Origin of the sequence: Streptomyces sp. NPDC008139 (assembly GCF_042957025.1) — a bacterium.
GTDB lineage: Bacteria > Actinomycetota > Actinomycetes > Streptomycetales > Streptomycetaceae > Actinacidiphila.
On the sequence record NZ_JBIBHM010000006.1, the window covers coordinates 479412 to 502525 of the forward strand.

Annotated in this window: 24 protein-coding genes and 1 pseudogene; 18 read left to right on the forward strand and 7 right to left on the reverse strand. The window is 68.9% G+C overall.

What is annotated here, in order from left to right; all coding sequences use genetic code 11:
- Positions 1 to 52: 52 nt before the first annotated feature.
- From ACFZBB_RS15660 to ACFZBB_RS15700, 9 genes and pseudogenes are all read left to right on the forward strand, one after another.
- Positions 53 to 1169, forward strand: a pseudogene (locus tag ACFZBB_RS15660) (LLM class flavin-dependent oxidoreductase).
- Positions 1170 to 1284: 115 nt separating this feature from the next.
- Complete coding sequence (locus ACFZBB_RS15665) at positions 1285 to 2649, forward strand: pyridoxal-phosphate dependent enzyme (RefSeq protein ID WP_391122137.1); 1365 nt, start codon at positions 1285 to 1287, stop codon at positions 2647 to 2649.
- A 220-nt stretch (positions 2650 to 2869) separates the two neighbouring features.
- Positions 2870 to 3622, forward strand: coding sequence for a helix-turn-helix domain-containing protein (locus tag ACFZBB_RS15670; RefSeq protein ID WP_391122140.1), 753 nt, complete (start codon positions 2870 to 2872; stop codon positions 3620 to 3622).
- A 285-nt stretch (positions 3623 to 3907) separates the two neighbouring features.
- Positions 3908 to 4534: a cyclic nucleotide-binding domain-containing protein gene (locus ACFZBB_RS15675; RefSeq protein WP_391122143.1), complete on the forward strand. Its 627-nt coding sequence runs from the start codon at positions 3908 to 3910 to the stop codon at positions 4532 to 4534.
- Between the two features lie 80 nt (positions 4535 to 4614).
- Positions 4615 to 5388 (forward strand): hypothetical protein, encoded by a 774-nt coding sequence (locus ACFZBB_RS15680; protein WP_391122146.1) that lies wholly within the window; start codon positions 4615 to 4617, stop codon positions 5386 to 5388.
- Positions 5381 to 7510, forward strand: coding sequence for a hypothetical protein (locus tag ACFZBB_RS15685; protein ID WP_391122149.1), 2130 nt, complete (start codon positions 5381 to 5383; stop codon positions 7508 to 7510). Before ACFZBB_RS15680 ends, ACFZBB_RS15685 begins: the two co-directional genes overlap by 8 nt.
- Before the next feature lie 114 nt (positions 7511 to 7624).
- Complete coding sequence (locus ACFZBB_RS15690) at positions 7625 to 8686, forward strand: hypothetical protein (RefSeq protein WP_391122152.1); 1062 nt, start codon at positions 7625 to 7627, stop codon at positions 8684 to 8686.
- A gap of 1 nt (position 8687) precedes the next feature.
- The gene (locus tag ACFZBB_RS15695) at positions 8688 to 10019 is read left to right on the forward strand and encodes a DUF4407 domain-containing protein (protein ID WP_391122155.1); all 1332 of its coding nucleotides are present in this window, start codon (positions 8688 to 8690) and stop codon (positions 10017 to 10019) included.
- Positions 10020 to 10092: 73 nt separating this feature from the next.
- Positions 10093 to 10602, forward strand: coding sequence for a Pycsar system effector family protein (locus tag ACFZBB_RS15700; RefSeq protein WP_391122158.1), 510 nt, complete (start codon positions 10093 to 10095; stop codon positions 10600 to 10602).
- Positions 10603 to 10661: 59 nt separating this feature from the next.
- Here the strand turns inward: ACFZBB_RS15700 and ACFZBB_RS15705 are convergent, their stop codons facing one another.
- The 6 genes from ACFZBB_RS15705 to ACFZBB_RS15730 form a co-directional block, all read right to left on the reverse strand.
- The gene (locus tag ACFZBB_RS15705; protein ID WP_391122161.1) at positions 10662 to 11135 is read right to left on the reverse strand and encodes a DUF6215 domain-containing protein; all 474 of its coding nucleotides are present in this window, start codon (positions 11133 to 11135) and stop codon (positions 10662 to 10664) included.
- Positions 11136 to 11200: 65 nt separating this feature from the next.
- Entirely contained in the window at positions 11201 to 11344 is a 144-nt protein-coding gene (locus ACFZBB_RS15710; protein WP_391122164.1) for a hypothetical protein, read from the reverse strand.
- Between the two features lie 599 nt (positions 11345 to 11943).
- Positions 11944 to 12240 (reverse strand): Imm53 family immunity protein, encoded by a 297-nt coding sequence (locus ACFZBB_RS15715; protein ID WP_391122167.1) that lies wholly within the window; start codon positions 12238 to 12240, stop codon positions 11944 to 11946.
- Positions 12241 to 12700: 460 nt separating this feature from the next.
- Entirely contained in the window at positions 12701 to 13144 is a 444-nt protein-coding gene (locus tag ACFZBB_RS15720) for a hypothetical protein (RefSeq protein WP_391122170.1), read from the reverse strand.
- A 480-nt stretch (positions 13145 to 13624) separates the two neighbouring features.
- Positions 13625 to 14095: an NUDIX domain-containing protein gene (locus ACFZBB_RS15725; protein WP_391122173.1), complete on the reverse strand. Its 471-nt coding sequence runs from the start codon at positions 14093 to 14095 to the stop codon at positions 13625 to 13627.
- Positions 14096 to 14109: 14 nt separating this feature from the next.
- Positions 14110 to 14817, reverse strand: coding sequence for an XRE family transcriptional regulator (locus ACFZBB_RS15730; protein WP_391122286.1), 708 nt, complete (start codon positions 14815 to 14817; stop codon positions 14110 to 14112).
- Between the two features lie 273 nt (positions 14818 to 15090).
- Here ACFZBB_RS15730 and ACFZBB_RS15735 point away from each other — a divergent pair, with 273 nt between their 5' ends.
- Positions 15091 to 15342 carry a hypothetical protein gene (locus ACFZBB_RS15735; RefSeq protein WP_327301724.1) on the forward strand — a complete coding sequence of 84 codons (252 nt, stop codon included), beginning with the start codon at positions 15091 to 15093 and terminating at the stop codon, positions 15340 to 15342.
- Positions 15330 to 15575 (forward strand): hypothetical protein, encoded by a 246-nt coding sequence (locus tag ACFZBB_RS15740; protein ID WP_391122176.1) that lies wholly within the window; start codon positions 15330 to 15332, stop codon positions 15573 to 15575. The genes ACFZBB_RS15735 and ACFZBB_RS15740 overlap by 13 nt, the downstream gene beginning before the upstream one ends.
- Positions 15576 to 16165: 590 nt before the next feature.
- On the opposite strand, the gene ACFZBB_RS15745 is transcribed toward ACFZBB_RS15740, so the two are convergent.
- Complete coding sequence (locus ACFZBB_RS15745) at positions 16166 to 17020, reverse strand: GntR family transcriptional regulator (RefSeq protein ID WP_391122179.1); 855 nt, start codon at positions 17018 to 17020, stop codon at positions 16166 to 16168.
- A 190-nt stretch (positions 17021 to 17210) separates the two neighbouring features.
- Here ACFZBB_RS15745 and ACFZBB_RS15750 point away from each other — a divergent pair, with 190 nt between their 5' ends.
- The 7 genes from ACFZBB_RS15750 to ACFZBB_RS15780 all read left to right on the forward strand — a co-directional run bounded on the left by ACFZBB_RS15750 (position 17211) and on the right by ACFZBB_RS15780 (position 23031).
- Positions 17211 to 17564 carry a hypothetical protein gene (locus ACFZBB_RS15750; RefSeq protein ID WP_391122182.1) on the forward strand — a complete coding sequence of 118 codons (354 nt, stop codon included), beginning with the start codon at positions 17211 to 17213 and terminating at the stop codon, positions 17562 to 17564.
- Positions 17561 to 17749 carry a hypothetical protein gene (locus ACFZBB_RS15755; RefSeq protein ID WP_391122185.1) on the forward strand — a complete coding sequence of 63 codons (189 nt, stop codon included), beginning with the start codon at positions 17561 to 17563 and terminating at the stop codon, positions 17747 to 17749. The genes ACFZBB_RS15750 and ACFZBB_RS15755 overlap by 4 nt, the downstream gene beginning before the upstream one ends.
- Before the next feature lies 1 nt (position 17750).
- Positions 17751 to 19142, forward strand: coding sequence for a cell division protein FtsK (locus ACFZBB_RS15760; protein ID WP_391122188.1), 1392 nt, complete (start codon positions 17751 to 17753; stop codon positions 19140 to 19142).
- A gap of 35 nt (positions 19143 to 19177) precedes the next feature.
- The gene (locus ACFZBB_RS15765) at positions 19178 to 19906 is read left to right on the forward strand and encodes a DUF2637 domain-containing protein (RefSeq protein ID WP_391122191.1); all 729 of its coding nucleotides are present in this window, start codon (positions 19178 to 19180) and stop codon (positions 19904 to 19906) included.
- A 148-nt stretch (positions 19907 to 20054) separates the two neighbouring features.
- Positions 20055 to 21500 (forward strand): replication initiator, encoded by a 1446-nt coding sequence (locus ACFZBB_RS15770; RefSeq protein ID WP_391122193.1) that lies wholly within the window; start codon positions 20055 to 20057, stop codon positions 21498 to 21500.
- On the forward strand, positions 21500 to 21724 hold the full coding sequence (locus ACFZBB_RS15775) for a helix-turn-helix domain-containing protein (protein ID WP_275533868.1): 225 nt from the start codon (positions 21500 to 21502) through the stop codon (positions 21722 to 21724). The genes ACFZBB_RS15770 and ACFZBB_RS15775 overlap by 1 nt, the downstream gene beginning before the upstream one ends.
- Positions 21724 to 23031: a tyrosine-type recombinase/integrase gene (locus tag ACFZBB_RS15780; protein ID WP_391122198.1), complete on the forward strand. Its 1308-nt coding sequence runs from the start codon at positions 21724 to 21726 to the stop codon at positions 23029 to 23031. The genes ACFZBB_RS15775 and ACFZBB_RS15780 overlap by 1 nt, the downstream gene beginning before the upstream one ends.
- The last annotated feature ends 83 nt before the right edge of the window (positions 23032 to 23114 follow it).

Consider the following 23114-nt stretch of genomic DNA (forward strand, 5'->3'; position numbering starts at 1 on the left):
ACTGAATGTCACCACCTGCCACCGCCCGTCCACCCCGACGAAAGGCCCTGCCGTGCCCGTCGAATTCCTCGGTATCGCCGCCACGAACGACGGCTCCGAGACCACACCGCGCAGCGGCGCGTCCTTCGACAAGGACTACACGCTGCGACTCGCCCGCGCCCACGAGGACCACGGCTGGGACCGGGTGCTGTTCGCGTACAGCTCCGCCTCGCCGGAGCCCGGTACGGCCGCGGCGTACATCGCCGCGCGCACAGAGCGCCTGGAGATCCTGCTCGCGCACCGCCCCAACGTGTCGTATCCGACCTTCGCCGCACGGGAGTTCGCGACCCTCGACGCGATCAGCGACGGCCGGCTCGCCGTGCACTTCATCACCGGGGGCAGCGACCACGAGCAGCAGCGCGAGGGCGACGTCCTGAGCAAGGACGAGCGGTACGCGCGCACCCGTGAGTACATCGAGATCGTCAAACGCGTGTGGACCGAGCACGAGGCGTTCGACCACGAGGGCGCGCACTACCGCTTCCGCGACTACGTCTCCGACGTGTTCCCGGTGCGGCAGCCGCACCCGGACGTCTCCTTCGGCGGTTCGTCACCCGCCGCGTACGCCGCAGGTGGGCGCCGTCGCCGACATCTACGCGCTGTGGGGCGAGCCGCTGGCCGAGACCGCCCAGCAGATCGAGGCGGTGAAGGCCGCCGCGCTGGCCGCCGGCCGCGGCACCCCGCCGCGTATCCAGGTCGCCTTCCGGCCGATCATCGCGCCCACCGAGGAACTGGCCTGGGAGAAGGCGCACCGCACGGTCGCCGCCATCGAGCAGCGCCGGGCGGCGGGCGCGTGGCGACGGCGCGGCGGCGACGCCCCGCAGAACACCGGTTCGCAGCGGCTGATCGGCATCGCGGAGCAGGGCGAGCGCTACGACCGCGCCCTGTGGACCCGCACCGCGGCGGTCACCGGGGGAGCGGGCAACTCCAACGCCCTGGTCGGCACGCCGGAGACCGTCGCGCAGGCGCTGCTCGACTACATCGACCTCGGCGTCGATATCATCTCCGCTCGCGGCTACGACCTGCTGGGCGACGCCATCGACTTCGGCCGCCACGTCATTCCGCTGGTACGGGCGGAGGTCGCCCGGCGCGACGCCGAGCGGGCGGCGGGGCCGGTGCCGGCGGCGCGGTGACGGCGGGGCGGTGACGGCAGGCACCGGGCGTATCGGCGGATCGGCGTACGGGTGCGCGGGCCGTACCGCTGACCCCGCTCCCGCCCGCCCGGCGCCCACCACTCAAGGAGATCGCATGGCCAGATACGAGTCGGTGCTCGACGCCATCGGCGGGACACCGTTGATCCGCCTCACCCGCGCCGCCGAGGGACTGCGCCCGCGCGTGTACGTCAAACCGGAGTGGCACAACCCCGGTGGCAGCGTGAAGGACCGGGCCGCGCTGTCCATGCTCCGCAGGGCGGAGGCCGACGGCTCGTTGCGTCCGGGAGGCACCGTGGTCGAGGTGACCAGCGGCAACACCGGCATCGGCCTGGCGCTGGCCGCCGCCCACCTCGGCTACCGGACGGTGGTCTTCACCGGCTCCGCGACCTCGCGCGAGAAGCGGGACCAACTCGCCGCCTACGGAGCCGAGGTGCGGCTGGTCGACGCCTTCGTCCCGCGCGACCACCCGGACAGCATGCGCGCGCAGGGCACGCGGTTCGCCGCCGAGACGCCCGGTGCCTGGTTCGTCGACCAGTACGACAACCCGGCCAATCCGGCCGCGCATTACGCCACCACCGGCCCCGAGATCTGGACGGACACCGAGGGCGCGGTCACCCACTTCGTCGCCACCGTCGGCACCGGCGGCACGATCTCCGGGACCGGGCGTTACCTCAGGGAGGTGAGCGGAGGCCGGGTCCGGGTGGTCGGCGCGGACCCCGTCACCTCGATGTACGCGGGCGGCGACGGCAGCCAGAAGTACATCGAGGGCGCGGGCCACTTCCTGCACCCCGAGGCCACGGCCGACGTCTGGCCGCTCGCCCTGGACTCCGCCGTGATCGACCGCTACCTCGCCGTCGAGGACCAGGACGCGATCGACGCCGTGCGGCGGCTGGCCCGCACCGAGGGCATCCTCGCGGGCGGCTCGTCGGGCGTCGCGCTCGCGGCGGCCCTGCGGGTGGCCGAACACCTCACCGAGGACGACACCGTGGTGGCCCTGCTGCCGGACTCGGGCCGGGCCTACCTGTCGACGTACTTCAACGACGACTGGCTCACCGCCAACGGCTTCCTAGGACCGGCCCCGGCCGACGGCCCGACCGTCGGCGACCACGCCACCCCGGCGCCGGTGGTGGAGCGGGACGAGGACCCGGCCGACGCCGTACGGCGGCTCACCGCAGACGGCCTCGGCGACGACGACGTGGTGCTGGTCGCGTACCGCCGCGACCGCCGCCTGCTCGCCCCCCACCCCACCGACCTCCTCGGCTGGACCACCCCCGCCCGCCTCCGCACCGCCACGACCGTCGCCGAATCCGCCCAACCCCTCGCCCCCCGCCTCGGCGCCGCCCTCCCCCTCACCGCCCCCGCCGTCACCACCTGGCCCCCCTCCGCCGCCCACATCGCCCCCGTCCTCACCCAAGGCCGCGCCACCCACACCGTCCCCTGGCCGGCCCTCCACCCCTGACCCCAGCTCCTCTCCCGCCGGAGTACCCAGTCGCATCGGGTCCGTACTGTCGCGGCGTTCCGCACCTCGTTTCGCACCGTCCCCGGCGAGCGCCGTCGCACTTGGCCGCCGCTACACCGGATGTCGTAGGTTGAGCGATTTCACCGCATGCCAGCGTGGTGGGAGGTGACGATGGTGGGCGATGTGCACAGGAACTTCCGCGTGGTCGATGGGGGAGAGCGTGAGCTCTGCACGGGATGCCGGCACAGGTGACAGGGCGAAGCTCAAGAGCAAGGTCTGGTCGTTGCGTTCCCGATGGCCGCAGACCAGCTTCCTGGCAGGGCTTGAGGAGGACATTCTCGCCGCGCTGGTGGACTCCTCCGAATCCGTGCGTTTCGACCGTGACGACGTGCTGGTGGCCGAAGGGGCCGTCGGGTCCGATGTGTTCCTCCTGCTCACTTCATACGTCAAGGTCACCACGCTGCTCCCGAACGGATCACGGGCGCTGCTCGCGGTGCGCGTCGGCGGTGACCTCGTAGGGGAGTTGGCGGCCTTGGACAACGGGCGGCGGACCGGGACGGTCATCGCCTGTGGCGTCGAGCCGGTGGACACTCTGCGTATCGACGCCGAACTCTTCCTCCGCGCGCTCTCCACGTCGCCGAAGGCGATGCTCGGCCTGTCCGAGTCCGTGGCCCGCAAGCTGCGCAGCGCGACGCAGCGGCGCATTGACCACCAAGGGGGGCACGCGTCGGTTCGGCTTGCCCGCGTGCTGGTGGAAATGGCTGACGACCATGGCGCCACGACGTACCGCGACAACGTGGTGATCGGCATCGATGTCACCCGCCTCGAGTGGGGCAGCCTCATCGGGGTGAGCAAACGGACCGCCGAGCGGGCGATCGCGACCCTGCGGGACAACAAGCTCATAGGGTCGGGAATGAAGCGCATCACCATCCATGACATGGAGGGACTGCGAGCTCTCGCGAACTCTGAGTGAGCGATCCCGCCAATTGGCGGGAGTCTGTGGGCGATTACCGGCGGCTGGACATACTGCTCGCCCCAACCCTCACGATGCCGGGCCTCATGTGCCGGTTCGCAGCACTTCATGGAGCGTCGCGTGGTCACGCAGTCCAGCCCGTCCGGTCGTTCCGGCGATCTAGCCGCCCCTCCCGTCCCCCCTGTCCGTGCGAGCGCGCCTGCTCCGCGTGACTGGCCGGCGTCGACCCTTCTGGGCAGGCTGCCCCGGACCACCAGGGATCTCCTCCTGGAGGAGGGCACACCGATGCTGTATCCCAAGCACCGGATGCTCCTGAGGCAGGGAGACGGCGGGAAGCACCTCTTGCTGCTCACCCGCGGGGTCGTGAAAGTCCTCGCCTCTTCGGAGAACGGGATGGACGTACTGCTCGGGATTCGCGTGGCAGGTGAACTGGTCGGTGAGATGGCCGTGTTCGAGGAGAAGCCGCGGTCCGGGTCTGTCTTTGCGTGCGGCGAGGTCTCGGCGCGGATCATCCCTCTGGAGGTTCTGGAGGGCTTCCTTACCCGCCACCCCGAGGCGATCAAGGCGTTGGTCGCCACGTTGAGCGCTCGTCTGCGCTGGGCGAACCAGCGGCGTATCGACTCTCGGTCCTACGACGCGCCGGTCCGTCTGGCGCGGGTACTGGTGGAACTCGGCCGCGCACACGGCCGTACGCCGCCCGAGGGCATCGCGGTGCGCAAGGTTCTCGGCGTGACGATAAGCCAGTCCGAGTTGGCGTCGCTGTGCGGATTGGCCCTCCCGACGACGGAGAAAGCCCTCGCCTCCCTTTCTCGAAAGGGGATGGTCGAGCGTAGTTACCGCCGCATAACGCTCTGCGATATGCCGAGCCTGGTCGAGTTCGCGAAAGTCGGCGACGAGATCCCGTATTGGTAGGGAGTCCGTCCGCCGGAGTCCGCCTACTGTCCAGGAAAACGCAGCATCTACTCCGTTCCAGGCCAGAGAGGAATGGTCACATGGCCGCATGGTCCGGGTTCCATCCCTGTACGTGTATTGCCGTCGATGCCCAGGCGTACAGCCGCAATGACGACCGCAGACAGTCCGAGATTCAGCACGACCTCCCACGACTTCTCTCCCGCGCGGCCGACGGTGCGGGATTGAACCGTTCCCAGTGGCACCTCCAGCCCAAAGGCGACGAGGAACTGGCCGTCTACCCGATGGACGGGACGGAGCCACGCCTGGTCGACGATTTTGTACGCCATCTGGTCTGGGAACTAGGGGAATACAACCGGAGCAGGATCTCCGCGTCCCGGCTACGGCTGAGGCTCGCCGTCGACCACGGGCCCGTGGAGGTGGCGCCCAACGGTTTCGCGGGCGCGACCGTGGTGTCGGTCTCCCGGCTGCTCAACTCGGCCCATCTCTATGAGGCACTGCGTCAGCACGAGCCGGCGGACCTCGCCGTCCTGCTGTCCGACCACGTGTACCGGTCGACGGTGGGAAGCGGTCACACCACCTTGTCGCGGGAGGACTTCCGGGAAGTTGCCGTACAGGTCAAGGAATACGAGTCCGTCGCCTGGCTGCGGATACCCGGCGGCAACGGTTTCGGCCCCGGGCCCCGTCCCGCTGATACGGCGACGGCTTCGTCCGTGTCGCCGAGCCGATCCCACGGTTCGGCCACCGAGAGCGCTTCCGGCCATCATTACCGGGCCGATCGCCTGAATGTGAACAACTTCGCGGGTCCGGTTGATCTGCGAGGAGGCACCGTGGGCTTTGGCGGCTCCAATGGCTGACGACGGTGAGACTCCGACCGACGAGGCCGAAGCGGCGCCGCCTGAGGGAGTTCCGCAAGAACCGCTCGCCGCGGGCGGAACACCGGAGGTGCACGTCGTATCCGACTCCGCGGAGAAGGAGGGCGACGCCCAGGGATTCGCGGAGCTCCACCGTGCTTTCGGGCAACAGGTGCACAACCACTTCCACTCGACCGTCGAGGCTTCCGGGGCCACGTTCGGATTCGGCGCTCCACGGGCGCCCGGACTCGCCCCGGGCAATGTGCGTCCGGAAGAGGTCGGCCACGCGCTGCGGCACTACTTGCGCCCTCAGCCGTGCTTCAGCGAGGCGCTCGCCAAAATCCGCCGTGATCACCTGGTGGTGCTCTCCGGCCACGAGGACACCGGTCGCCGCGCCGGGGCCTTCGCGCTGCTGCGGGAACTGACCGGGCCGGGTGTCGGCCTCAGAAGCCTTTCGCCCGCGAACTCCCTGGCAGGGCTGACGGCGCCGAACGCACTCAAGGAGCGCCAGGCGTTCGTCATCCTGGACTACGTCGGAGAGACGAACGCCGATCCCGTGCAGTCGTACGACGTCGGACGGTTGGCGGAGGAACTGCGCCGCAAGGACAGCTATCTGGTGATCACCGCGACCGAGGGCAGCCTGCGGAGACTGGCCTTCGACGGCTACTGCGTGCCATGGCGGGCTCCCGACCCGCAGGAGCTGTTCCGGGCTTGCCTGGATCCGCTCCCAGCGGCCGAACTGCCCTCGGCACTCATGGAACGGGTCGGCGAACAGCGCCGGCCCGCCGATGTGGTCGCCGCCGCGACCGGGTTCTCCGCCGGGGGGACGCCCACGGCGATGAAGACGATGAGCGGCAGCGATGCGGATGCCGTCCGGACGTGGTTCCGCAAGGTGCCGCTGCTGGAGGACCTGCTGCCGCTGGCCGCCCTGGCCTTCTTGGAGGGCATCCCGGAACGCAGCTTCGAGGAGCACCTGGCCACGCTGGAGGGACTCGTACGTGACTGGGAGCTCAGCGGTGAGTCCGCTCCCGGTGAGCGCGACGCCGTGCCGGTACCTGGCGCCGGCACGACGGTGTTCCGCCAGAGCCGGGCCCTGTGGCGCAAGCGGGCGACCGGACTCGTCCGCGTCGATCGACGGCCCGAGCCGGGGCTGGGCGCGGACCGGAGCGAACGCCGGATGGTCTTCATCTCACCGGGCATCCGCGAACTGGTCATCGGGGAACTCCACACCCTCTACGGATACGAACTGTGGTACCCGCTGCGCCGTTGGCTGCACGACCTGGCGCAGCACCCGGACCTCGCGGTCCGCACCGAAGTCGCCCGGGGCACCGCCCTGTTCGCCGGCCACTCCCTGGCAGAGGTCGATGACCTGCTCCTCCAGGAGTGGGCGGACGGCCTGACCAACCAGCGAGTGACCGCGGCCCTCACCCTTCAGCACATGGCCGAGACGGACCGGTTGGCCCCGGCGGCCCTGAGCATCGCCCTGGGCTGGGCCAGCAACAGGGGACAGGCCCGGGCGATCACGATGGCGATGGCGCTGTCGGGAACGCTCGGCTCCGTCTACCGCCTTGAGGTGCTCAACTGGTTGTGGCGCCTCACCGGTCGGGGAGAGCGTATGGCGGCCGCCGCACGTCGCTCTGTCGTGCTCCTGTTGCAGACGGCCGAGCAGGAACCCGAGCGGGCGCTGTTCACACTGCGCTACATACGTACGCGGATGGCCAACGCCCGCGCGGGTACCTGGGATCACCGTCGAACTACGCTGATCGCCGCCCAGGTGCTCGTGGCGCCCAGGCTAGGGAACCAGCCGGGCACCCTGCCCGGAGCCCTGCTCCGACAGCGCCGGGAGAACGCCCGGCAATTGGGGAAGCTCTGGGCCGGGCTGCTGCTCAGCCGGAGTCGCCGTACCGCGTTCGAGGCGCTCTGCGACACCCTCGTCGACGTCCGCGACGAACCGTCCGTCGCCGACGCCGTACGGACCCTGGGCGAGGCGATGCGCGAGGAGATGACGCCGGCCCAATGGCAGGCGCTGAGCTCCCGGTTGCTCGCGGTGCTCCGCCACCCCGACCTCGCCACGCCGAGCACCCGTCAGATGGCCCACGTGCTCCTCGGGACGCTGGGGGTCTAGCCGTTCCTCGGCACAGGTCGCTGTTCCGCTCGCAGGCCGAGGCGCACCTCAAGCCGTACATCAAGGCGCGCCTCAAGTCGCACCTCAACTCGTACATCAAGGAGATCGAGGCAAGTGAATTATCCCGTTGTGTCCGAGCACGTCCTTGGCGTGGTCAGCAGCCGCTTGTGGTCCCGCCGCCGACGTGAGGACGTGCCGCCGCTTCTTCCCGGCACCGTCCATGTCTTCCGCGTCGGCGGAGAGTACCGCCAGTACCCGGAAGGTCTGGTCTTCGACCCGGGTCACGCGGATGTGCTCGACGCCTCGTCCGTCAGCCTGATCGACACCAGAGTGCGCGTCGTCGATGTCCGTCGGACAGTGCCCTCGGTGAGCGAGGCGGACCAGTTCACCGTCAGCGTGTCCTTCTCGTGCCAGGTAACCGACCCGGCCCTGATCGCCCGCCAGGGCGTGGTCGATGTGACGGTGCCGCTCCGCGCCTACCTGGCGGGGGAGGACGACCTCCCCCGAGTGAGCGCCGGCTATCGCGTCGAAGAGGTCAACGCCGTCCGAGCGGAGGCGGCTCGCTGGATGACCGCGTACAGCACCGTCGTACCTCCCCGTGTCTCGGGAATGAGCGTGGAGTTCGTCGGCGTCGAGGTGTACGTGGCCGACGAACTCCGTGCGTGGGAGCAGAAACTGCGCGAGCAGCGCCGCTCACACGAACTGCTGCGGGGCCAGAACGACTTCGAGTCCTACGACGCCCAGCGAATAGCCGAGTTGCTGGCCCAGGGGTCCGACTACGCCGACGCGATCGGCATCGTGCGCGAACGCGTCGATGTCGCCGACGCGGCCGCGCGCATCCACGGCCTCGCCGCCGCCCGGGAGGCCCGCGCGGCCAGGATCGACGAGGAGAAGCGCGCACACGCCGAGGCCAGGGAGATGCTCTCGGCGCAGACCCAGCGGGACCTGATCCTCGAGCTGGTGCGGCAAATGGGTGCGGAAGGCACTCTGTCCGATCCCCAGCCGCTGCTTGAGGAGCTCGTGCGCCAGGGCGCTTCGCGGTCCGGTGCCAATCCCGCACTCGACGTCGGTGGCACCCGGCCGTCGCAGGAGCCGCGCCCGGCGCCCCGCACTCTGCGGTCCGCGCGGACGCCGGAGGACGACTTCGTCAAGGACGAGGACGACTTCGTTGACTGACATGCCACAGAACCCGATCGCCCGGACGTCGTCCCGGCCCGTCGGCGCGGACGGGTCCTCGCACGCCGTGCCTGACCTGGGACGGTTCCTGCGCTCGCTCACCGGCGTCGACGAGGAACTGCTCGCAGAGGTCCGGCACGAACGCAGCAAGTACACCGCGCTCGGCGGAGTGGTACTCGGTACAGCCGTGATCGCGGCGTTCTCCATGTGGAACTTCGCCACGGAGGCACTGGGCCGGGTCTCGATCGTGGCCCTGCTGCCCACGGTCATCTGGCTGCTGCTCATCCTCAATCTGGACCGCTGGCTGGTCACGCCCGTACCGAACGCCCGGCGCAGATTCGGCCCCGTCGTGCTGCGGCTGGTGATGGCCCTGCTGCTCGGAGTCGTGATCGCCGAGCCCCTCGTGCTGCGGATCTTCTCCACCGCCATTGAGGAGCACATCGCCGACGGCCGGACGACCGCGCTGGACGACCTGCGGGGCAAGCTGCTGGCCTGTAACCCGGTGCCGTCCGACACCGCCGCCGCGCCGCCCGCGAACTGCGGCCACTACACGCTGGTCTTCGGCGCGAACCCCGGCAACCAGGCCGACGAGCTGGCGACTCTGCGCGAGGACGCCACAGCCCTGCAGAAGCGGGTCGACCAGGACAACACGGAGCTGACCGCGCTCGACACGCAGGTACGCGACGAATGCCGGCAGCTCATCCGCGACGCCGCCAGCGGCTTGCTGGAAAGGACGTCCGAGTGCCAACGGCTGCGCGCCAAGGCACGCGACTTCCGGGCGACGCACGCACTGGACACCGAACAGCGACAACTCAGCGGGATGAACGTCCGCATCGCCACGCTGGAGCGCGGAGTCGCCAGTTCGCGCGGCGACTTCGTGAAGGCCCGCGCGGCGGCGGTCGACAAGCGGATGGCCGAGGAGCAAGCGAAGCAGCGGGAGATCGGTGTCCTGGAGCGCATGCAGGCGCTGGACGAACTGGCCGCGGGCAAGCCCGTGCTGTTCGTCGGGATCTGGCTGGTCAGGGCCCTGTTCGTGTTCCTGGACGTGCTCCCCGTCATGGCGAAGTCGCTGGGCGGCGAGAGCACCTACGAGCGGATGCTCAGCTACGAGAGCACCAGCGCGGTCAAGGTGCACAGTTCCCGGGTCCGGCTGGCCGAACTGCGGGCACTGGCGGACACCGAGATCGCCCAGCACGCCATCGAGCAGGACGTCCGGCGCAGTCGTGCCGAGTCCGAGGCCGCGCACCGTGAGGTCGTCGCGACGACCAACATCCGTACGAGGCAAGCGATCAGCGCACTGGAGGAAGAGCTGCGCCGTACGTCGGCGCACTGACCGTCATCGTTGTCGATGTCGTCGGGCGGGCTCCGAGTGGCCGCCCGACGACCGGCGAGACAGGGAGGGTCCGATGCCTGACCGCAACAGAGCGACGAACCGTCAGAAGGACTTGCTCCGGATCCTGACCGCCGAGACCCGGGAGGAGTTGGTGAAGGCGGACGGAAAAGCGGGACTCGTCCTGTCCTGTCTCGGCGCGGCCCTTGCCACTCTCCTCGGCGCGCTCACCACGGGCAACCTCGCGCCGCAGCACTATTCACCACTGCCGCAGGCGCTGTTCTGGGCCGGTTGTGCCACCTGGATACCGGCCTTTCTCTTCCTCGGCATGGTCATCGCTCCGCGCCTCGGCCCGTCCCGGGCGATGCGTGCCCACTACTTCGGAGACGTGAACGCCACCCGCTCCACGACGTTTCTCGCCGACGCCGTCCGGCGCACCGACATCAGCGACCGTGACCTCCAGCAACTGGAGCGGCTCTCGCACATCGTCTCGGTCAAGTACCGCTGCGTGCGGTACGGGATGCTGTGGTCGGCGGCGTTCGTGATTCTGACGGCGGCGGGTTTCCTGCTCGGCACATCGACCTGACGCCCTCTCGGCCGCGACACCGGGAACCGCGGACCGTACGCGCCCACGGCCGCCGCAAGTCACCTCGTAGGAGCCGCCGCTGTCCTTCGCGTCCATGGCGACGGAGAGCACGCGGGCCGGACACCGGGACCGCTCTCGCTGTCGCTGAGCCTGACGCTGCCGCCGTCACCGCTCGCGCTCTTCGCGACCTCCCCTGGCGTCCCCAGCAGTTCCGCGAGGTCCTGACGGTTCAGCCCCCCGCACAACCGCGCCCCGGAAACGTACCCCGCCTCCTCCTCGGCCACCCCGCCCGCACACGTCGCCGCCGCCCAGGCACTGTCCGCGGCCGCCGTCTTCTGCAACGTCCACAGCCCCACCCCGAGCGCCCCCACCAGCACCACGGCTGTCACGGCCTGCCCCCAAGCCCCCGCCCCCTTGCCCGCCGCGCCACTTCCCTCTGCCGTCTCCCCCACCCGCGGTGATCCCCCGACCCGTGCCGGGTGCACGTAACCCGTGATGATCACGCGCACAAGGAGAACGCCCCAGGCCCGCACCGTTCCGTCGCCGACTGCCTCCTGGATTCCGGCTGATCGGCATCGACGAGGGCGGAACAGCGACCTCAGTCCGGCAGCGGCGTGGCGCGGTCATCGTTGGACATTACGGCCTGAAACTCAGGTAATTCGACTTCATTACCCATCCCAAGCTCGTCGGCGAAGCTCGCTGAGAAGAACGTTACGTACCTGGTGTGCATGTCTGGGTCCATCAGAATCGGCTCCACCGAAACGCGAGCTACTAGCGACGGCTTCCACGGCAACACCTCCGGTGACCGGGCGACGAGGGACCCCCTCCCGCGACCGCGAACCCCACACCACGACGAAGCCGCACCCGACACACCGCCCCCTGCCCCTCGGAGGGAGGAGGGCCGGGGTCTGGGGCGGAGCCCCTGAAAGGTTCGCTGTGCTGGGTGTTGCGCGCCCGAACCGGCGGGGCCGACGGCAAGCGGGGCGGAGACAGGAGCGGGCGGCGGCCCCGAGGGGCCGGGCACGCGCGGGCCGCGACAGCGGGCCGCCTTGAACCAGTAAAGAAACTCTGAACAGCTCCGCTCGAACGGTCAGGTGACAACGGGCTCCTCAGAGGTACCCGACGGACGGACCTTGCCTGCCTTGACAAACCCAGCACAGCATCGTGGCCCCCCTGATCGAGGTAGAAGGCCCCGGCGCCCTCACGGCTCAGACAGTGGGGCAGGTGCGGCGCCTTGCCGCACCCACCCACTCGACGTTGCCGTCACGGACTGCCGTCAAAGGTCCCTCGGGACCTATCTGCTAGCCGGGTTTTCATCCCCTGCGACCAAGCGGTCAGCCATCACTCAGATCCGACAGTAGCGAATTCGATGAAATAGCCGATCACTCTCTCCAGCGAGCCTGGATCACACGCTGCAACAAACTCGAATCCGTCGCTCTTTATCGAAGCCCAAGACCCGTCAGCGCATTGATCTTCATTCTCGCAAATGCGACCGTAAAGAGCGGTTCGGGTCAGGTCGACAGAGAGGATCCATCCAGGATTATCGGTTGTTTCGATTCGAATGCCGTATGAGTGCTCCCAGTCTCCGTCGCAGGCTGCTGCGTACCACTGCTGGAGAACCTTCAAGTTCGAGATCATGGGTTCCTTCTAGGGATTTCCCAGGGTTCCGCAGGAATTGCCGATCCGTCCGGAAGGTTTACGTGCGGCGTCGGAATTCTGGTCTTAGTCTGCTTGTCGTAGTGAGGTTTGCCCTTCACGTCGACTCGTTTCGTCGGAATAAACGGCCTCGGATCCCGGGGGTCTGACGGCCGATCATAGGATTCATAATGGTCGATCTCCCCCGTCGTTCCGTCGCGACGAAACGACGTGTGGGGCCCTTCCGCGTCTGGGTGCGGGCACAGATTCCCGCGAGAATTGTGGACCAGCACCGGCGTCTCGCCCGCAAGTACATAGTACGTGTGCTGGCAGGAGATACCCGTACACCTGCTTTTTCACAGGCGAAGTATGATTGCTCCGCTGATATGCGTGGCGGGGGTCCGTAGGTGTGCCAAGGCGGGAGCGTTCTCATCTGGACCCCGACCATTTTCGTAGGGATCCGCTACATCGAATCCCTGGCATTCAGCCAGTAGTCACGGGTGACCTTGTAGACCGATTTGTACTCATCACAGGCTACAATCGAACTCAAGAGTGCACCCATTGATCGACCATGTCGGCGTTCCCTAGCCAACATTACAACTTTTCCTCCATGCACGTATCCCCGGAGCCACCAGCCATCTAGCGACTCAGCAATCGATAGCGTCGCAGCATCATGTATCTCAGCGTCAGATTCCAGAACAGAGATCACAGCGGCGGAATCCGAGGACAGAAGATCAAGTCTCTGATCGTCCAGATTTGGGAGCTCTCCCAATGCAGCCATGGCCGATCCAATGATGCACGGCTCTTGATCGCCCACCAGATGGCCGTCAATGACTAGCTGAAACTGGAACATGTGCTGTCCGGCCAATTTTGTTATACGGAATCCAAATTGACCGTCCTCGGTCATGGATATCACAGCTAACGCCTCTTAACGGAGATGGGGATGTCATCTTCTGGGATCGCAGCCGAGTTGCCAGATTTGGTAACACCATTACTACTTCCACTGAAGTGCCAAGTGTCGTTTATGGAGTCAGAGTACCGGTAGTAGATAGCCTTTTTCCCCTTGCCGATCTTAGTCCAACGCACCTTGCCGACCTGAATGCTGTTAGCAAATTGCTCTTCAGCATCTGCCGGCAGCACACCCTTGTTCGGATTGTAGGCATTGGGACCGCCCGCAGGATCGTGATGTCCGGGGTTCTCGTAAGTGGGGCCACAGGCCGAGTTGTGAACGAGTACTGGGGTGGTTCCGGCGAGTACATAGTACGTGTGCTACGCGAAGCCTTAGACCTGCTTTTCCGCAGGTCAAGTGCGGTTTGCTGGTCCGGTGAGGTGCCTGGGTGTCCGTGGCTGTGCGGGGTTGTTGCCGTCGCTACTGCCGTCAGACGGTTCAGCCCAGGTACGGTTTCTCGCGCTGTTCCAGGAAGTGCTGGAGCCTGAGTCGTTGGGTGTGGTGCATAGGCAACTGCTCGATCTCTTCCGGTGGCACGAACCGGAGTTCGGTGGACTCGTCGGAGATCTCCAGCCGGCCGCTGGTGATGCGGGCGATGAAGCAGACGTTGAACTGGCGACGGACCTCGCCGTCGGTGTACGCGATGATGTGTTTCGGGTCGGTGTAGGTGCCGACCAGGCCGGTGATCTCTACGTCGAGGCCCGTCTCTTCCTTGACCTCACGCACTGCCGTGCCGGGCAGGGAGTCGGTGAGATCCATGCCGCCGCCGGGCAGAGCCCACAGGTCGTTGTCGCGGCGGCGCTGGAGGAGGATGCGCCCGTGACCGTCGGTGACGACGGCGGACGCGGCGACGACCATGCTGTTCGGCTTGGGCGCGTTCGGCTCGTCGTAGTACTCGGTGCGGGCCACGGTCAGCCTTCCTCTCATACGGGGGTTGCCGTCGTCCACACGGCGTCGAAGCTCTCGGCATAGGTGTCGAACATGCCGCCGGTCTCGTGCCGGCGAAGATGCCACACGGGGGCGGCGTACGCGTTGACGCCCCAGACATGGGCGTTGACGAGTTGCTGGTCGTCGGCGCGGTAGAGGGAGTTGTAGAGCGTGGTGCCGTGAGTGCGGGCTTCGATGCCGGGGGTGTCAGCGAGCGGCTTGCAGTGCATGAGCGCGAGGCGGCAGCGGGATTCGATGCCGTGGCCGAACCGCTCTTCCTGGCCGCGGGCTTGGACGTTGGCGCTGTCGGGGTCACCGATCGCGATGCGGACGGTGCAGCCTTCGGCGGCGCGTTCGGTGAGGAGTTCGTTCAGCCGCGGGTATGCCTCGTGGAGGAAGACGGCCGCGTAGACGAGGATGTCGATCCGTTCCCGGGCTTGGGCCATCAGGTCGGTGAACGTCGAGACGGGGAGGTCGGCCCGCTGTTCGTAGAGCGCCACCAGTTCGGGGCTGATGGTGCGGGCGGGGCGGGCCTGGCGGAGCGCCGGCCAGAGTGCGTGCACGTCTTCTCCCAGGGCCTTGGCCGCCTGGAGGGCGGTGGCACGACGTGGGATACGCCCGAGGTTCACCCAGCGCTCGACCGACTTGGGGTCGACCGCGACCTGCTGAGCGAGTGCGGCGTACGTCCAGCCTCCCGCCGCCATGACGGCTCGTAGTCTCTCGTTCGGCACGAGTCTCCCCCTTCGTCTCAGGACGGCACCAGGGACGTTCTACACGGTGCAGGACGTCCTGGAGTGGGGTTTGGTGGAGGTTCCTTCGTCCCGGTGACCGGCGTGAGGATCGGTGCCGACCCTGCGGCACCAACAGGCCCAGGGGCCCGCATCAACGCCGCCGAGGAGCGTCACCGTGCGAATGAGCGCCACCCCACGTGTTCCCGCCCTGCGACTGGACGCCCGGTCCCGCGCCGCCTCGCCGGGGTGGTCACGATGACGGCCCCCACCCCTGATGCCGACGGGCACCCCGTCTCGCCCGATGCTGGCGCCCTGGTGGTCGACCGGCGGAACGGCAAGGTGGGCGTGGTGATGGGGCATGTGGGGACGTACGTGCAGCTTCGGCCACCGCGCGGTGGTCGGGAGTGGGACGTGCCACCCGAAGACGTACGTTCGCCGACTCCGACGGAGGAGTTGAGCGCGAAGGTGGCCGTGGCCAACCGGAGGTGGGGACGGTGACCCCTCGCTCGGTCCTGCGCTACGAGACCTGGACGCTCCAGCCCGACCGCGAGCCGGACGCGGAGCCGGTGCTGTACGCGATGCAGTGCGCCGTGGACGGAGAGACCTCACCGACAAGCGAGGACTTCGCCGAACCGCAGGACTGGGTGCTGCGGCACTGCGGCCAGAACCCGTCCCACCACACCTACCGGGAGATCATCACCAGGCCCTGGCGGACCTGGCGCCAGCCGTGACCCACCTTCCTCGCCCAGGCGCCGCACCGCGTCGACCTACCCGACTCCCGTCCCTGCCGGGCGCGACCGATCGAGGCTCCCCCGTCCTCGTCAGCCCCGGCAGGGACGGGCCTTCACGTGCGTGCCGTGCCCATGGCCGTGAGGTTCTGGCCTCAGCCACAGAAAGTCAGCCACGACGGCGGGTGCGCCGACCGATCACCCGCCACGTGTGTCTCGCTCAGCCCCGCACCGGGATCCGCCCAGTTATCTCCGTCGTCACGGCCCCAGCCCCGGGCGTTCTGGACGACGGCTCCGCCAGGGTGCCGACGCCGCACGGCACAAACTCGCCAGACGGCCTCTCGGGGTCCGGCCGGTCTGCTGCTGAGTGGTCGGACAGCGGGGCTTCCGTTTGGTAGTCCGGCACATGCTCCCGGGCTCTGCGCGCCGAGTGGTCGGCGGCCGTCGCCAGCGGGGCGGTAGACAGGAGCGGGCGGCGGTCACCGGCCGCCGGCGCGCGGCGGCCCGCGTCAGCGGGACGCCCTTGATCAAGTAAAGAAACTCTGAACAGCTCCCCTTGTCACCGCTTCTGGCCGAGGTGCCAGGGCTGACCGTCAGGGGCGCTGCTGCCGGCCCTTCTTCGATTCGGCCAGTGCTGTTTCGAGCTTCTCGCGCGGCGACGCGTCCGAGTCGGCGTCGTCGTCATGGAGCGGTGGTAGGAACAAGCCGCGTCGGCTCGTCTCGCGTTTGACCTTCCGGCGCTCGTTGAAGATCCGCTGGTGTTCCTCACGGATCGTGACCCATCGCTGGTCGAGCTCTGCTTCTCGTGCCAGCAGCTCGTCATCGGTGAGGTCAGCGAAGTCGGCGGCGGCTGCGCGGGCCTCGCGGGCGATCTCCTCCCGTAGCAGGTAGTTCGTGATCGGCCCGTGGTGCTTTCCCGGCTCCGGGGCCTGGCGCACGAAGACACCGCGGCCCTTGACCGAGTACACGAGCCCTTCCTGCTTGAGGCTTCGGTAGGCGTTCTGCGCGGTGGAATTGGCTACCTGGAAGCGCTCTTGGATCTCACGGGCGGGCGGGAGCTGGGAGCCCGGAGGGTAGGTGCCTTCCGCGATGTCGCGGCGGAGGAAGTCGGCAACCTGGACGTAGGGCGGGCGGCCGTCGTCGTTGCGGATGAGATCGGCCGGCCAGTCCGGGCCCGGTTCCTCTCCGTCCGCGTCTGGGGCTGCCGGGGTATCGCTTCCGCTGGCCGTCAAGTTCACGAAGCTGCCCCGGCCGAGTTGGGAGTAGACCAGCCCTTCCTGCTTGAGGACCCGCAGGGCGTTCTGGACGGTGGAACTGGAGACGCCGAACCGCTCGCCGAGCACGTTCGCCGAAGGCAGGCGCTCGCCCGATGTGAACTCGCCGGTCAGGATCGCGTCCCGCAGAGCGGCGGCGGCCTGGAGATACGGCGGTCGGGAGTCCTCGTCCAAGGGCAGGGTCATGACCCCACGGTATCGCCTGCCCGGCAGGCCGCTACAGGTAGATCACCGCGCTTCCCGCCTTGCCGCCCATCCACCTCACCGAAGTCACAACTTCATCGGGGTTGCAAGTTATGCGATCATCTCCTTATGCTCATGGCGAGTCGATCAAGCGGCTCCACCGAACAAGGGGTGTGATGGCATGGCCATGACTCGTATTCGCGTTGCTCTGCTGCCGTCGGCGGTGTGCATCGCGGGCACCGAACCGGCGCTGAAGATCAAGGACCAGCAGACCGGGGAGGTCGCCACCGACCGGGAGACCGGCGCGTCGCTGTACACAGTGACCGTGATGCTCATGGAGGACGGCCGCGCCGAGGTCCTGAAGATCACCGTCCCGGAAACCGGCCTGGCCGCCGGGCTCAAGCCGGGGGCGATGGTGCGGCCGGTGGAGTTGTTCGCGACCCCGTGGGCGCGGATCTTCAACGGTCAGCTCTCCGACGGTGTCGCTTACCGCGCGGCCCGCCTGGAGCTGCTGACGGTGGAGGCGGCCCAGTGATCGGCTTCGAAAACTCCGTGCCGGAGCGTGAGTTGCACCCGCTCCAGCCGATGCCGGGGACCGAGGGAAAGGCCACGTTCTCCGCCTCGTCTGCGGTGCTCGATCTGCTCAGCCTGAACCCGGAGCACGCGGCCCGCCTCGACCTGGGCCACGTGTTCCGCCTGAAACGCGAAGAGGGGGTCTGACGTGGAAGCCGTGACGGAATACGCGTCGTACGCGCTGCTGGTGTCGGTTGCGCTGACGGTCACGTGGTTGCTGGTGACGGTGGTGCGCTACGTCCGGGCCGACCGGGGCACGCGGGTCAGCATGTGGCAGGCCGTGCGGGTGCGCTGGGGCTGGGTACGGCTCGCGCGGATGGCCGGGCTGACGGTCACCGACAAGACCCCGGGCCTGCTCGCGCAGATCACTGCGCAGAAGGACGGCCCCGCCCCCGCGCCTCGGGTGCTGGCGCCGAAGATCAAGGTGAAGCCGGACCGGTTCGGGGTGATCGTGCGGGCGAAGACACTGCCGCAGGTCGGGGTGGAGGAGTACCAGAAGTCGGCGCGGTTCCTGGCTGACGCCTGGCGGTGCACGCGGGTGTCCGTCCTGCCGGACGGCCCCGGGCGGGTGGTGATCCGGGGCGTGCGCTCCGACCCGCTGACCACGCCGACGACGCACCGGCCCACCGGACTCCCGCCCGTGGACCTGACGCGCTGGGAGCTGGGCATCGACGAGTACGCCGCGAAGGTGTGCGTGTCCCTGGCCAATGTGCCCGGGGTGACGGTGGCCGGCGTCCCGGGTGCGGGCAAGACCTCGGGGGTCAACAAGTTCGTCTGTGACTTCGCGCCGTCTCCGTCCGTGCAGCTCGTGACGGCGGACGGCAAGGTGTCGCGGGCCTCGGAGGGCGACTACGCCGACCTGGTCAAGCGGATGTTCGCGTTCTGCGGGGACGACCTCGATGAAGCCAACGCGCTGTTCAAGCGCCTGGTGGAGCTGCGCAAGCGGCGCTCGGCGACCATCCGGGACGTGCTGGGCGTGAAGAACATGTGGCACGTCGGCCCTTCTCCGGAGTGGCCGCTCACGGTTCTGATCATCGATGAGGCGCACACGTTCTTCCGCGAGTACAAGGGCAGCGACGCCGAGACGAAACGTTTGGGCGCGCTGACGGCGGAGAATGCCCGGCTGGTGGAGGACCTGGTCAAGAAGGGCAGGAGCGTCGGCATTCTGGTGATCCTGATCAGCCAGAAGACCACTGGTGACGCCATCCCCACCTTCATCCGTGACGTGTGCCCCATCGGGCTGTCCTTCGCGCAGAAGACCGTGGAAGCCGCGGTGGCCGCGCTGGGTGACGACATCCGCAACTGGCCCGACGCCAGCCCGGTCACCTTGCAGGACCCCGCCTACGTCGGCGTCGCAGTGATGGCGATGCAGGGCCGCCCCGGCTACACCCGCATCCGCACCCCCTACGTCTCCGACGCCGACGCCGCCCGCGTCGCCGAAGCCACCTCGCACCTGACCGTCGACCCGGACCTGCGCCTGGACGCCCTCCTCGCCTCGACCGGCCGGACCACGGCACCCCTGCCCTCGCTCACCAAGTAGCCCCGAAAGCCCACACCGGAAAGGAGGTTGAGGACATGGCGGAGCAACGGTTCACCCGGCGCACCGTGACCGTGGTCATGGCGGTCATCGCGGCCCTGGCCTTCGTCTTCTCCTTCGGCAACGTCTGGGCCCTCGCCCTGCGACTCGGCGTCCCCCACCCGATCGCGCCACTGATCGCCCCCATGGTCGACCTGTCCGTCGTCGGGCTCCTGGTCGCACTGCGCTTCCTGGCCCTGCGCGGCGTCCCCAAGGCAGAGCTGAAGGCCGGCACCCGGCTGCTGCACCTGTGCGGGCTGCTCACCCTCGCCCTGAACACCGCCGAACCGCTGCTGGCCGGACGCTACGGACGGGCCTGCCTGGACACCGTCGCCCCGCTCCTGCTCCTCGGCTGGGGCCACGTCGGCCCCGCTTTCCTCGCCCAGTTCCACACCCGTCCCACCCCGCACCCGGAGGCCGCCGCCACTGTCTCCGAGCCGGTGCCCGACGAAGCACCCGCACCCCCGACGCCCGCCCCGGTCGTCGCCCTCTCCCCGGTTGAGGAAGCCGAGCCCGCTCCGGCTCCGGCCGTCGCTCAGCCCGTCGTAGTCGCCGAGACGACTCGGCCCGCCTCCGGCCTGGCCCTGCCGGTCGCCCTGCTGGACGCCGCTCGGCGCATCGCGGACACCCACCGCGCCGAGCACGGAACAACAATCACCGCCGCCCACCTCGGCACACGCATGGGCATCGCCCTGCCGGTGGCCACCGCCGCACTCGCTCAGCTCTGAGCACCGGCCCTCACCGGCTGAATCCCCCTCTCTGAACCCACGCCCGCCCCCGGGCCTGGTTCGTCATGCCCCGAGCAGCACCAACACCCCTACCTGACGGGCTGGTTGCTGCTCTGGGCCACCACCCGACAGAAGGGACACACCCCGAATGGTCACCCTGGACCTGCGCCACGTGGCAAGCCCCGCCGTACGGGACCTGCTCCACCTCGTCAACCACCCCGACTTCGACCGCGCACAGCAGCAGATCGAACGCCTCAGCGGCTGCACCGAACCCGTCCGCTTGACCGGACAGACCACCACCGTCGACACGGCGACGGGTGAGGTGCTGCGCTCCTACACCTCCTCCGACGAGCCGACGGGCAGCCTGCTCACCACGTGCGGCAACCGCCGTGCCTCCCGCTGCCCGGCCTGCTCCCGCCTCTACGCCGCCGACACCTACCACCTCATCCGCGCCGGCCTCTCCGGCGGCAAGACCGTGCCCGACACCGTCCGCACCCACCCCCGCGTCTTCGCCACCCTCACCGCCCCCTCCTTCGGCCCCGTCCACAACCGCCCCACCACCCCCGGCGGCGACACCCGGCCCTGCCGCTGTCGCAAGCTCCACGACCCCACGGACGCCCTGCTGGGCACGCCGCTGAACCCGGCGACGTACGACTACACGGGCGCGGTCCTGTTCAACGCCCACGCCTCCGCCCTGTGGGCCCGCTTCACGATCTACCTCCGTCGGGAGATCGCCGCCCGGCTCGGCCTGACCCAGAAGGCCGCCTGTGCCGTCCTACGCGTGTCCTTCGCCAAGGTCGCCGAGTACCAGAAGCGCGGCCTGGTCCACTTCCATGCCGTCATCCGACTCGACGGCCCGGACGGCAGCAGCCAGCCCCCGCCGCCGTACGCCACCGTCGCCGTACTCACGAAGGCCGCCCGCGCCGCCGCCGCGCGGGTCCGCGTCACGGTGGAGTCGGATGCGGTCGGGGATCGCGAACTCGGCTGGGGCAAACAGTTCGACGTGCGCGAGATCGCGGCCTTCGGCACTGACGCCGAATTCACCGACCAGGCCGTGGCCGCCTACGTGGCGAAGTACGCCACCAAGTCCGCCGACGCCTCCGGCACCCTCGACCACACCCTGTTCTGCCGCCCCTGTCAGGGACGCGGCGCCACCGTGTTGCCCCACGGGACGCCGCTCCCGTGCACCGCGTGCGATGGGACCGGGCAGGCTCGCCCGCTGTCCCGGCTACCCGTCGCCCGGCACGTCCGGCAGATGATCCGCACCTGCTGGGAGCTGGGCAGGCTGCCGGAGTTCGCTCACCTCAAGCTCTGGAAGTGGGCGCACATGCTCGGCTTCCGGGGCCACTTCTCCACCAAGTCCCGCAGCTACTCCACCACCCTTGGCGCGCTGCGCGACGCCCGCCGCGCCTGGTGTACCGAACAGGCCCGCACTCATGCCGGCCTGCCCGAGCCGGACCCGACGACCACGCTCGTCGTCGGTCGGTGGGACTACCTGGGCTCGGGCTACAGCCCCGGCGCCGCGCTCCTCGCGGCCGGCGTGTGGCACCGCAAGGAAATGGAACGGCAGTTCATCGCGGAAGGGGGCTGCTGATGATCTCGCCCCCGCCCACCGTCCTCCGTACGGAGGCGACCCCGGTGCTGGATCTGCTCACGGTGCCCCAGGTGATGGCCCGCCTCCAGCTCGGCCGCTCCGCCGTCTACGACCTACTCCGCACCGGCCAGCTCACCTCGATCACCCTCGGCCGCGCCCGCCGCATCCCCACCCACGCCCTCACCGACTTCATCCGCACCCGCCTCGAACAGGACGCCGCCTGATGACCACGCCCCGCGACACCCCCGCCTCCCGCCGCGTCCGCGCCAACGGCGACGGAACCGTCTACCAGCGCAAGGACAGCCGCTGGGAAGCCGCCGGATACGTCCTCGCCCCCGGCAACACCCGCAAGCGCATCCGCGTCTACGGCACCACCCGCAAGGAAGCCCTGGCCAAGCTCACCGAGAAGATCTCCGCCAGCAACCGCGGCCTCCCCGTCCCGTCCGCTCAGGGCAGCCTGGCCGCGTACCTGACGTACTGGCTCGACGCGGTCGCCGTCCACCAGCTCCGCGAGAACACCCACACCCGCTACACCGCCGTCACCCGCCTCTACCTCATCCCCGGCCTGGGACGGAAGAAGCTCGCCAAGCTCACCGCCAAGGACGTCCGCACCTGGTTCAACCAACTCCGCACCACCTGCCAGTGCTGCACCCGCGGCCTCGACACCGCCCGCGCCCGAGCCCTCTGCTGTGCCGCCGGAAAGTGCTGCTCCAAGCGGCTCTCGCCCCTGACCCTGGCCTACGTGCACTCCGTACTCAAATCCGCCCTGGAGCACGCCGTGCGTGAGGAGGAGATCCCGCGCAACGTCGCCCGCAACGTCCGCACCGGCACACCCCGCCCCCGCCGCTTCGAACCCCTCACCGCCGACGAAGCCCGCAAGTTCCTGGCCGCCGCCAACGGTCACCGGTTGCAGCCGCTGTTCGAACTCGCTCTGCACACCGGGCTCCGCAAGGGCGAACTCCTCGGCCTGCGCTGGGAAGACCTCAACCTGGCCGGCGGAACCGCCAGCATCCGACGCACCCTCCAACGCACCAACTCCAGCGGGCTGACCGCCCTCCCGACCAAGACCAAGAGCTCCGAACGACGCATCGCCCTGCCGACGCCGTGTCTGCGCTCCCTCGAACAGCACCGCGACCGACAGCGCAAGGAACGCGAGGCGGCGGGGACGGGCTGGAAGGACAGCGGCTACGTCTTCACCCGCCCCGACGGCGCCCCGATCGAAGGGTCCACCCTCACCCGGCACTTCAACATCCTGCTCCGCCAGGCCAGACTCCGCCGCATCCGGTTCCACGACCTCCGCCACTCGGCGGCCACCCTCCTCCTGGAGCAAGGAGTGGAACTCGTCGTTATCAAGGAGCTGTTGGGCCACGCCCACATCGGCGTCACCGCCACCGTCTACGCCCACGTCCGCATCCGCCTCCAGCGCGACGCCATCGACACCCTCAGCACCGCGCTCAGCAGTGGTGGGATCAACGAGACGGCCAGCTCCAATGGCGACGAACCGCCACCTTGCGCCGCTCTCGTCCGCTGACGTTGCCGTCAACTACTGCCGTCACCCCGCACAAAAGCCCCGCCCGGACTCACCTGACGGGGCTTCCTATTTGCATAAGCGTA

Bases quoted from the DNA above. Each gene is read 5' to 3' on its own strand.
- ACFZBB_RS15665 (WP_391122137.1), top strand. From the start codon at position 1,285: ATGGCCAGATACGAGTCGGTGCTCGACGCCATCGGCGGGACACCGTTG.
- ACFZBB_RS15675 (WP_391122143.1), top strand. From the start codon at position 3,908: ATGCTGTATCCCAAGCACCGGATGCTCCTGAGGCAGGGAGACGGCGGG.
- ACFZBB_RS15680 (WP_391122146.1), top strand. From the start codon at position 4,615: ATGGCCGCATGGTCCGGGTTCCATCCCTGTACGTGTATTGCCGTCGAT.
- ACFZBB_RS15685 (WP_391122149.1), top strand. From the start codon at position 5,381: ATGGCTGACGACGGTGAGACTCCGACCGACGAGGCCGAAGCGGCGCCG.
- ACFZBB_RS15695 (WP_391122155.1), top strand. From the start codon at position 8,688: ATGCCACAGAACCCGATCGCCCGGACGTCGTCCCGGCCCGTCGGCGCG.
- ACFZBB_RS15700 (WP_391122158.1), top strand. From the start codon at position 10,093: ATGCCTGACCGCAACAGAGCGACGAACCGTCAGAAGGACTTGCTCCGG.
- ACFZBB_RS15710 (WP_391122164.1), bottom strand. From the start codon at position 11,344: ATGGACCCAGACATGCACACCAGGTACGTAACGTTCTTCTCAGCGAGC.
- ACFZBB_RS15715 (WP_391122167.1), bottom strand. From the start codon at position 12,240: ATGATCTCGAACTTGAAGGTTCTCCAGCAGTGGTACGCAGCAGCCTGC.
- ACFZBB_RS15720 (WP_391122170.1), bottom strand. From the start codon at position 13,144: ATGACCGAGGACGGTCAATTTGGATTCCGTATAACAAAATTGGCCGGA.
- ACFZBB_RS15730 (WP_391122286.1), bottom strand. From the start codon at position 14,817: ATGGCGGCGGGAGGCTGGACGTACGCCGCACTCGCTCAGCAGGTCGCG.
- ACFZBB_RS15750 (WP_391122182.1), top strand. From the start codon at position 17,211: ATGGCCATGACTCGTATTCGCGTTGCTCTGCTGCCGTCGGCGGTGTGC.
- ACFZBB_RS15765 (WP_391122191.1), top strand. From the start codon at position 19,178: ATGGCGGAGCAACGGTTCACCCGGCGCACCGTGACCGTGGTCATGGCG.
- ACFZBB_RS15770 (WP_391122193.1), top strand. From the start codon at position 20,055: ATGGTCACCCTGGACCTGCGCCACGTGGCAAGCCCCGCCGTACGGGAC.
- ACFZBB_RS15775 (WP_275533868.1), top strand. From the start codon at position 21,500: ATGATCTCGCCCCCGCCCACCGTCCTCCGTACGGAGGCGACCCCGGTG.
- ACFZBB_RS15780 (WP_391122198.1), top strand. From the start codon at position 21,724: ATGACCACGCCCCGCGACACCCCCGCCTCCCGCCGCGTCCGCGCCAAC.